Source organism: Cohnella lupini (assembly GCF_003386205.1).
Taxonomy (GTDB): domain Bacteria; phylum Bacillota; class Bacilli; order Paenibacillales; family Paenibacillaceae; genus Cohnella; species Cohnella lupini.
Window position 1 is genome coordinate 1 of record NZ_QRDY01000046.1, and the last position, 9844, is coordinate 9844.

Consider the following 9844-nt stretch of genomic DNA (forward strand, 5'->3'; position numbering starts at 1 on the left):
AATCATTAGGTGACCACCCACTTCAGGTTGATATCCTAATTATACAAGGAAAAGGTACAGCCTTCCCCAATAAATTGAGGATTGCTGTACCTTTTCTCTTGAGCACACTTTTTCAGTGGCCTCCGAGAAACTCGGGTGCTTTTTTGTTAAATATCGCAAGTGGGGACTTAATCAAGAAAAAAGACGAATACTAAGGAAAATTAAAATTATAAGGGTGGTTAATATGTCAACCTTACAATTCGCTGAGCTAAGCTTAAAACGCAACAGTCTCACAAGAAACCTGCCAGAAGGAAACGAAGAGCTTCAATGGGTTTCTAATACGGCTGTTCTTATTTACGGAGAAAAAGATGCCGTTCTAGTCGATACTTTTAATTGAGGGCTTTTGGGATAAATTATTCCCTAATCAAATTCCTCAGCCCCAGGTTTTTCCTGATGTTATGGATACTAATTTTTTCGAGATTGAAGGACATCGCTTTGAAATCATTGAAGCTGGGTTTACGGATACCGCTAATACAACAACATTATGGATACCGGATATTCAATTACTAGTGGCCGGTGATGTCGTTTATAATGGAATCCATCAGTATCTTGCTGAAACAACGGAGAGTACTCGACATGATTGGATCCAAGTAATTGATCGTTTGATACAGCTAAATCCTCAATATGTGATTGTGGGGCACAAAGTCCCCGAAAATGAAAATAACCCCCAAATTATGGGTGAAACGAAACAATATCTATTAGACTTCAATAGTCTGGATAAAGAAACAACACCGCATTAGATTTATATCATGCCATGCTGAAGATTTACCCAAACCGTGTAAATCCCGGATCACTTTGGGGTTCTGCAAATGCTGCCAAAGCAGCTTCGAGGTCTGCCCAAAGTAAGTAGAGAAAGGCAGCGCAAGAGACTCATTCGATCGACACTGCCTCAAAATGGGTTCGTGAACCTTGGCCCGTACATTTGCGTCCGGGCTTCCTTCAGATTCGGCCAATAGATTTCGATTAGAATGTAAGGAGATGTTCATATGGATCTAAGACTTCGCGGAAAAATAGCTATTGTGGGCAAAAAATCCACAAGCTTTAGAGACGGCCAGGCAGCAATTGACCCAAGCAGAGGAATTTATAGATCAAGCGCAAACTTCAGCAAACGCATTACGTCTGCCGGATCAACAATAGATCGCTTGGCGCAGATAGAGGACGATCGTAGGATCAGGAACGGAGATTCGGAAGGCTTCGGTTTGTGCCGAAGCTTTTTGTTTTTTGATAAACAATTCAATACATAAAGGCGATAGTTATAAATTGGAAAACGAAAACAAACAATTGAAGCTACGTTTCGGGGGAGATGAAGTTAGATTTACGGTAGCGGAAATTGTCGAGGGTCGTTCGTAATTGCTGACGGAAGAGGAACACTGTGGGTACTGGATTCGGCAGCACTCCATTTTACTGGGCAGAAAAGGGGGCATCTGATGGAATGATAACCGATGCAATAGGAAACGTTTACGCTGGAGATAATGAAAACGATAGTATTCGAAAGATAATGCCGAATGGAATAACGGAAACCATCGCGCATGATCCTAGAATTTTATGGCCCGATACTTTTTCGATTGGTACGGATCAATACTTATATTTTATCGTCAACCAACTACATCGGCAGGCAAGATTTCATTATGGAAAAGATCTGCGACAAAAACCTTATAGTTTAATTCGTATTAAAATTGATGAATTACCTGCTCCTACATTTTGATATTCACTTTCTCTACCTAATTTGAGGATTAGAATTGATGTCTCGCACTTAAATTTTGAGTTTTCCGACATCCTTGATGAATACCGATACATTCACAATGACCTTAACTTCAGGATATTTCGCCATCCAATCGAGCGATTTCCATCCCGAGTAGCTCATGCTGTTGCGTACAAACCTGCCGATCCCTAGACTGTCGACTCCGTTATTTTGCATAAGTCGTATCATTTTGTTAGCGCGTTCGGTTACGTTTTGGGCAATTTGGGTTTCCAATTGATGCCGCCCATGGATATCGCTGATCTTCAAAGTACCGTTATATTCCATAATCGAACCTTGAATCCTCGCATGACAATATACGGTAGGCACACCTTGATCGAAATTCACCGTAATACGACGCTTGCTGTTAATAGCGCTCAACATTGCGGTTTCTTTTATGCCATTTCTGCTCCCTAAATCCATGATAATTTCGCCTTGGTTAAATTTCCCTCTTAGGAACGCGAAAATCAATGCCTCTTCGGGGTGGAGACTTGCAACGTATCGATCATCCCGAAACAATCCGATTCCGCCTATTTCAACATGGTCACCTTTATCACGTATGATTGGGGCTACTGGGTCGATGCCCTCTTCGTAGTATTCTTTGACGAAATCATGTAACGTCACCTTAGGGACGGTTTGATTCCTGGAGGACTTCTCCAGCAGTTGTTCGATATACCTGCCAGGAATGGGATGTTGCTTGTATTGACGAGTTAGGAGCTTAGCCGCATCGCCGTCAACGAGAGTGATCCTCACTTGGGGGGAGATGACCGTATCGCGAACGAGCGAATCGATATGCTCCCAAATCCCGAGTCGTGCCAATGAACATCCGAATAAGACGTTCCGCAATTGTCCGCTTGCCAGAGTCAGTTGGGATTGCCGGGATAGAGTGATTCGCGCTTCTTTGGCGCTTCGGGCAGTCGTTAAGAATTCCTCTCGGCTGACTTTCGATCCGGAATCAGCTTTCGGAATGCTTATGGCGATTATGAGTTGTCCGTCGGCTGATCGATCATAACTGGCCGATTGGATGAAGCCTATTTCTTCGATGATTCTTCGATCGCTGCAGGCGCTTAGGATGATCGAAGTTCCTAAAACGGACGCAATAAGAATGCACTTAACCATGAGACAACTCACCCTTCGACCCGCGCTGGACGATCAATACGGAGATCAATAACAGCGGTAATCCGAATGCAACCCAGAATTCAAGATAAGCCAGTAACCTTAGCCACTTATCGACTTCGTAAAGGGACTTGGGGATGAAGGAAACGATAAAAGACAATAACACGATCACGAAGGCCAAGAATCTGCTCCGAACGGTTGGGAATATTCTTTGACTCACTTCTTTGGCTGACCACGAGTACATACCGATCGTGAGAATTGTCGAGAAAAGGAAAAACCCGTAAAGCAGATTCTCGATTCTCTCGATGAAAGGGAGCTTGATCGAAGCGAGAAGATCCAGTAACGGGACAAACAAAGACTTGAGCTGCGGGAGGCTAAAGAATCCAAATGAGACTAAGCAAATTAAAATATAATTAATGGCCGTAATACCATTGCCCCAGATAATCGCTTTAACTAATCGCGTTTTGCGATCGGAATAACCAATGAATAGAAGACTTAATTCATATCCGAGAAAGGCGGCATAGATGTCGAAGTAAGTCTTAACGTCATGATGGCCACCTTGAAAGACGAACGGCGTGAACGTAACCCACTCCAGATCCCCGAAAAAATAAAAGAGGAATAAACCCATCCAGATGATAAGCCAGAAAAAGACGGTTGCCGTCTTGGCGATATTATATAACCCTTTGACTATCAAGGCATAAGCAAGCAAGTCGATCACGAACTTAAATGCCATCGGATTCGTCGTCGGGAATGCAATCAACTGGAATAAGAGTATATACTTCTTAGCGGCTATGCATCCGATTAAGGACCATAATCCGATCAAGAAGACGTAAAGCGGATAGAGCATAACCTTCGGAATGGAGCGCTCAAGGATATCGAATATAGATTTGCCTTCTCCAACGCGATAGACGATAGCAATCAGGGAGACATTGATTAGAGTCACAATGAAGTAAAGAGGTACGGCTAGCCATCCGTTGGTGCCGAATTGTACGGCAAGGAGCCCTGGAAGAGCGAAGATTACGATTCCGGTCTGCGTCATATGGACGAGAATAGCGGCATGAAAGCATGACAGCTTTTCCTTCAATACAGTCACCCTCTATTTCTTCATTTTGTTCCGGATGCGGTTTTTTGTTCTGGATTGCGATGGCCTCTCAATTAAAGTCTTGAAGGGGGAACGGATAAACGTATCTCGCCAATCTTTAAACTTAAACGGAGCAACCGGGGTCAAATAGGACGAACCTAGACTAGTAAGGCCGCACATATGGATGACGAGAGCCGTAATGGCGATCGCGATCCCGAAGTTGCCCCATATTCCGGCAGCCATGATCAAAGAAAATCGAATGAGACGGATCGATGCGCTCATTACGTAACTCGGAATAACAAAGGATGCGATCGCGGAGGAGGCAACCGCTATGATGAGAATATTGCTGGTCAATCCGGCTTGAACGGCGGCTTGTCCGATAACGATCCCTCCGACGATACCAATGGTTTGTCCGATCTTGGTCGGCAGACGGGCGCCAGCTTCGCGCAACAGTTCGATCGTAACCTCCATCAACAGGGCTTCGTATAGGGGAGGAAAGGGGACCCGGCTTCTGGATTCCGTTAACGTCAACAGCAAGTTTTCGGGAATCATCTCATAATGGAAGGTCGTAACGGATACATACATCGAGGTGAAAGATATGGTAATCCCGAAGGCTATGAATCGTAGCAACCGAGTGGCCGTACCAATACTCCATCTTTGGTAATAATCGTCGGAAGACGAGAAGAATTCGAAAAAAGAGGTTGGGGCACTTACAACGGAAGGACTGCCATCGACTAAGCCTATGACACGACCCGCCAACAGCTTGGACGCAATCGCATCCGGCCTTTCAGAGGTCAGGAATTGTGGAAAAATAGAGATCGGCGAATCGTCGATATATTGGATAAGCATATTCGTGTCATAGATTCCGTCGACTTCGATCGCCCGGATTCTCCTTACGAATTCGTCGACATAATCCATATTAACGATATCCAGAATGTATAGAACGCAAACGTTCGTTTTCGTAATTTCACCGACGGAAAGCTTTACGACTTTGAGGTGGGAACTTTTGACGCGCCTACGGATTAAAGAAAGGTTAATATCGATCTCTTCGTTAAACGCGTCATGCGGTCCGGTGATGACCGTTTCCGTCTCTGATTGCGTGACAGAACGCGATTCCGGACCGCGAATATCGGCCAAATAAACGATTTCACCCCGGAAAATCGCTATTTGGCCGGATAAGATACCGATAATGAGTCCTTTGCTATCGTTAGCAACCTTGAACTGCGGTTGATTAAGAAGATTACCTACTTCATCGGGTTCGACGTTTAATAGAAGAGCAATGACCTCTCGATTCAGGAGGTCTTTATTCACCATATGTCCAAAGTACAGAACTTCGACTTGAATATCCGGATAGGTTCGATGGATTAAATCCGCACAATCTTTGTATTCGTCCAAGGTTTGGGCTAGAGTAGGTTTCCGTTCCGTGTCGGGAAGTTTCTCGGCGGGCCGGGATTGTGCCGATTCTTTATTGAATATCCATCGTTGTATATTAGTACGAAGACTCACCCGCGCATCTCCTTGGAATCTGCTGGTCTTGAGGATAGTGTTGATTCCTAACTGTGAAAATATACGCCACTTCGCCTATTACTTAAACAGATCCTATATACGACTCCGGCTTTAATGGACAATGTCTGGGGAAATCGCAAATTTTTTTATTTATGGGATCAAGTTCTTTCATTGATCGATGTCAATAACTTGATCCCCTTACTGAAATTTACAAGAACTTGATGTCATTGCCGACGAAAGGCTGGGAAATGTCCAGTTTTTATTCGGAGACATTCCCAATTGCAAAAAACATGGTGTAATTATGAAACATTATTGACGGTACGAATGGGACATACCCATCATGACATTATTCAGTTTATAATAAAGTCGTGTACTTTATGGAATGTCTGTTGTTAACCTGTGATGGTGTTTGAACAATGTTCCACTAACAGCAAGTATTTTACTATTCTAAGGACAACGATTGTTCTGGTAGTTATAGAGGGGTTTTTAATGATGAAAGAAAACTTTTGGCGCGATTTACCACGACCTTTTTTTGTACTAGCGCCCATGGAAGATGTAACAGATGTTGTTTTTCGCCATGTGGTAAGTGAGGCAGGCAGACCGGATGTGTATTTTACGGAGTTTGCGAATACGGAGAGTTATTGTCACCCGGAAGGGAACAAAAGTGTACGTGGGCGCTTGACTTTCACCCCAGATGAACAGCCCATTGTAGCACATATCTGGGGAGATAAGCCGGAATTTTTCCGTGAAATGAGCATCGGCATGGAGCAAGAAGGATTCAAAGGCATCGATATTAATATGGGTTGTCCAGTGGCGAATGTAGCAGAGAATGGGAAGGGCAGCGGCCTGATCTGCCGTCCTGAAATCGCAGCGGATATCATCCAAGCCGCCAAAGCCGGAGGACTGCCTGTCAGTGTAAAAACAAGGCTCGGTTTTAGTGACCTAGACGAATGGCGTGATTGGTTAACCCATATTCTGAAACAAGACATTGTTAATCTGTCCATTCATCTTCGGACAAGAGAGGAAATGAGCAAAGTAAAAGCTCATTGGGAGCTGATTCCGGAGATTAAGAAGCTTCGTGATGAGGTGGCGCCAGATACACTTCTGACCATTAACGGGGATATCCCTGACCGTCAGACCGGCCAACAGCTTGCTGAACAATACGGTGTCGACGGTATTATGATTGGACGCGGTATTTTTCAAAATCCATATGCATTTGAGACAGAGCCGAAGGAGCACAGCAGTACGGAATTGCTTGATCTGCTGCGGCTCCATCTGGATCTGCATGATCAATACTCAGCAGAGGAACCACGTTCGTTTAGTGCTCTTACCCGTTTCTTCAAAATCTATGTCCGTGGGTTTCGAGGAGCAAGTGAACTCAGAACCAGCTTGATGAACGCCAAATCAAAAAGTGAAGTGCATGTATTGCTGAATAAATTTGGAAGCAATGAGCATGATGGGGCTGAGGAACGTGGAAATTAGATGGGTAAAGGTCCATCAGACTTGGATAGAGTAGGATATTTAAGAGCATCGTTCTGTGTCGGGTGACAAAGAACATTATCTCATTAATGGCCGCGTATATCGCGGCTTTTTGTATTTATGGGATTAAGTTCTTGTCATAACCCAATGACAAGAACTTGATCCCATTTCCGAAATTGACAAGAAATTGATCTCATTGCCACGAAAAGCTTGGAGAGCTGCACTTCGTTGAACTAACGGGCAGATTAGTTAAAGAAGGAATCGGAGTATATATGGGAGAATATTACATAAGAGAATAGAGGAGGTTTTCCGTTGAGAAACGAGGGGATATTAGAGAGGAAAGTTTTCAATAGAAAAGCTGTCACTTCTTTGGTTTTAGGGGTTTTATCACTTGCTTTATTTTTTAGTGTTGGACTTATTTTAGGTGTTATTGGTTTAATAATTGGCATTGTAGCTCTAAAAGAAATAAGGCTTAACGAACAACGTGGAAGAAAAACAGCAATCACAGGTATCGTTTGTAGTTGTTTAGGAATTATTATTCCAATTCTTTTGATGACAATTCTATATTTAAATAGATAAGTGATTTAAGTTGGGATTAAGCTAACGGAGAACGCTTATGCAATATCATAAATCGAAGACTATAGATTAAACCCTCCCAAACGGTGCGAAGCTATTGATAATTAGCCCTTGGGAGGTTTTGTTATGAATTTGAACGAATTGTGGTTTTTGTATGAGGCAGACAAGCGCGTTTTGGGATTTAGTCCTTATACGTTGAAGGCATATTCCCTTCAGATAAAGGTGCTGACCCGTGACATTGGCAACCTCGATATAGAAGAAGTTTCGTTAACCTTGCTCAAAGAATATCTAGCTAAACAATCAGAACGGCTGAAGCCAAGCAGTTTAGGGCACCGCATAAGGTTCGTTAGATCCCTCTTTCGATTTGCATTTGAAGAAGGGTATGTGGCCAGGAATCCTGCACTAAAACTAAGAGAACCGAAGATGGACAAACGTATTCCAAAATTCTTGATTGAGGAGGACGTTATTCATCTCAAGATCACGTGCGAATCTCCACGCGAGCATGCATTGCTGGAATTTCTATATTGTACTGCCTGCCGTGTTGGCGAGGTTCATCGGCTGAACGTTGAAGACATCAACTGGGAAAACTGCTCGGCTGTTGTGAATGGGAAGGGTTCTAAACAAAGAGAGGTCTATTTCACAACGGAGTGCAAGATCTGGCTAAAGAGATACGTCGAAAGCCGTGAAGATTCCTGTAAAGCACTTTTCGTAACGGAAAGCCTTCCAACTCGTCGAATGGCGATCTCGACAATCCGTTACTCACTTAAAAAATTAGCTACCCGCGGCAAAGTTAAAGCAAATGTATATCCCCATCGTTTTCGCCATACATATGCTTGCCACCTGTTAGACAACGGTGCTCCGCTAGAGTTTATTCAAGGTATGCTGGGCCACGATAAAGCATCTACAACTCAGACCTATGCTCAGTTACGGGGAGAAAGGCGGAGAGAGCTGTACCGCCGTTATTTCTAAGATCGGGGGCTTTAAGCCCCCCTCAATTAATGGGGTAGATTAGATGAAACAAATAGTAAAATTAAATTTTGTATAAATGGAAACTTTCCCCATGATTGCTTAGTCTAATCTAATAGGTTGTCTCATTTCCAATTGCTGAAAGGATTTGATTAAAACAAGATGTTTAAAATTAAACGTATTGGAATAATTATTTGTGCTGTTAGCATCATTCTCATTGGCGGTGTAGCGACAAAAAGTTTTGCAGATACAACAAGTGATTTTGGTCCACAACAAAAAATGACACCAGAAGAAGAGAATAAGGTACTAGAATCAATAGGAGCCATCTATAATGATTTCGGTGAGTTTAGACGAGTTTCGTCAACACAATCATTAGATACTTCTGAAATAGCTTACACGGAGGATTCAATTAACTCCCATACAAAGGAATTAATCTTAGACTATGGTATTTTTGTAAAGGTTAGTGTCAATTAGTGGTTTAAGAGAATCGAAGAATCCACTCCATTGTAGTGTTTGTCATTCCGCTAAACGGATACGATAGTATGGTGGCCAAAAAATTGGTATAGTCTAATCAAATCAAGTGTAAAGCTGCCGATCGGGTAGCTTTGTTTGTTTTTTGGATAAGATGTTTGTATGAATGGAAAGGGGCTTAAAGACAAATGAAGAATAACAAACCAGTAAAATTGGATGATTTAGTCGGTGAAATTGAACTTCAAATTGAAGATACTTTTACTTATATAAACAGCAAAACAGGCGAAGTTATAACATTAATGAGAGAAGAAATTGGGGCTGCAGAAGATGAAAAACCACTTGAAAATTTTCCTGAATGGCAAAGAGAGAACATAGAAAAAGCAATAAGCATTATTGAGGACGAAGACGAGGTTTATATTGACTTCACGTTAAGAAACGATTACAACGAATATGAAATTATACAGGATTTTATTGCGACTCTAGAGGATGAAGACATTAGAGATGAACTGTATGATGCAATTCAAGGAAGAGGAGCGTTTCGGAGATTTAAAGATGGAATAATAGAACAAGGTGTCGATAAACATTGGTACAATTACAAAGAAAGTAAGATAAAAGAATTAGTAATTGAATGGTGTAAGGAACATGATATTGAAATCCAGTAGTAAGAAAGGGCTATATTTACACTGGGTGAATAAACAACTTGATTGAGCTAACGGGCAGCATTCCTATTATGGAGAAATATCGGGTTTGAGAAACAAAAAGACTCCTTGGTAAGATGTAATAGGATCTCAGTTGCTGGCCAGCGACAGATCCAAATACATTCCAAGGAGACTACACTATGCATTCTAATCAAAATCAACGAATTACTCAAA

General features: G+C 42.4%; 11 protein-coding genes and 1 pseudogene. 9 read left to right on the forward strand and 3 right to left on the reverse strand.

The window, feature by feature from the left end; all coding sequences use genetic code 11:
* The 4 genes and pseudogenes from DFP95_RS29200 to DFP95_RS28260 all read left to right on the forward strand — a co-directional run.
* The coding region (locus tag DFP95_RS29200) for a hypothetical protein (protein ID WP_220376487.1) at positions 1 to 194 on the forward strand (194 nt) is incomplete at its 5' end.
* Between the two features lie 243 nt (positions 195 to 437).
* The gene (locus tag DFP95_RS29205) at positions 438 to 779 is read left to right on the forward strand and encodes an MBL fold metallo-hydrolase (protein WP_220376488.1); all 342 of its coding nucleotides are present in this window, start codon (positions 438 to 440) and stop codon (positions 777 to 779) included.
* 246 nt (positions 780 to 1025) lie between these two features.
* Positions 1026 to 1283, forward strand: coding sequence for a hypothetical protein (locus DFP95_RS28255; protein ID WP_115996025.1), 258 nt, complete (start codon positions 1026 to 1028; stop codon positions 1281 to 1283).
* Between the two features lie 158 nt (positions 1284 to 1441).
* Positions 1442 to 1744 (forward strand): annotated as a pseudogene (locus DFP95_RS28260) (L-dopachrome tautomerase-related protein); the annotation flags it as partial.
* A gap of 48 nt (positions 1745 to 1792) precedes the next feature.
* Here DFP95_RS28260 and DFP95_RS28265 read toward each other — a convergent pair.
* Genes DFP95_RS28265 through DFP95_RS28275 form a run of 3 tightly spaced genes read right to left on the reverse strand, consistent with a single transcriptional unit; the run spans position 1793 to position 5480 of the window.
* Positions 1793 to 2896 carry a Ger(x)C family spore germination protein gene (locus DFP95_RS28265; protein WP_115996026.1) on the reverse strand — a complete coding sequence of 368 codons (1104 nt, stop codon included), beginning with the start codon at positions 2894 to 2896 and terminating at the stop codon, positions 1793 to 1795.
* Positions 2889 to 3986: a GerAB/ArcD/ProY family transporter gene (locus tag DFP95_RS28270; protein ID WP_245988044.1), complete on the reverse strand. Its 1098-nt coding sequence runs from the start codon at positions 3984 to 3986 to the stop codon at positions 2889 to 2891. Before DFP95_RS28270 ends, DFP95_RS28265 begins: the two co-directional genes overlap by 8 nt.
* 3 nt (positions 3987 to 3989) lie before the next feature.
* Positions 3990 to 5480 (reverse strand): spore germination protein, encoded by a 1491-nt coding sequence (locus DFP95_RS28275; RefSeq protein WP_245988046.1) that lies wholly within the window; start codon positions 5478 to 5480, stop codon positions 3990 to 3992.
* Positions 5481 to 5972: 492 nt separating this feature from the next.
* On the opposite strand from DFP95_RS28275, the gene DFP95_RS28280 reads away from it, so the two are divergent.
* From DFP95_RS28280 to DFP95_RS28300, 5 genes are all read left to right on the forward strand, one after another.
* Positions 5973 to 6962: a tRNA dihydrouridine synthase gene (locus tag DFP95_RS28280; protein ID WP_115996033.1), complete on the forward strand. Its 990-nt coding sequence runs from the start codon at positions 5973 to 5975 to the stop codon at positions 6960 to 6962.
* Between the two features lie 309 nt (positions 6963 to 7271).
* On the forward strand, positions 7272 to 7538 hold the full coding sequence (locus DFP95_RS28285) for a DUF4190 domain-containing protein (protein ID WP_115996027.1): 267 nt from the start codon (positions 7272 to 7274) through the stop codon (positions 7536 to 7538).
* A gap of 123 nt (positions 7539 to 7661) precedes the next feature.
* Positions 7662 to 8504, forward strand: a complete 843-nt coding sequence (locus DFP95_RS28290) for a tyrosine-type recombinase/integrase (RefSeq protein ID WP_115996028.1) — start codon at positions 7662 to 7664, stop codon at positions 8502 to 8504.
* 159 nt (positions 8505 to 8663) lie between these two features.
* Entirely contained in the window at positions 8664 to 8975 is a 312-nt protein-coding gene (locus DFP95_RS28295) for a hypothetical protein (protein WP_115996029.1), read from the forward strand.
* Between the two features lie 185 nt (positions 8976 to 9160).
* Positions 9161 to 9634, forward strand: a complete 474-nt coding sequence (locus tag DFP95_RS28300; protein ID WP_115996030.1) for a UPF0158 family protein — start codon at positions 9161 to 9163, stop codon at positions 9632 to 9634.
* Positions 9635 to 9844: the final 210 nt, after the last annotated feature.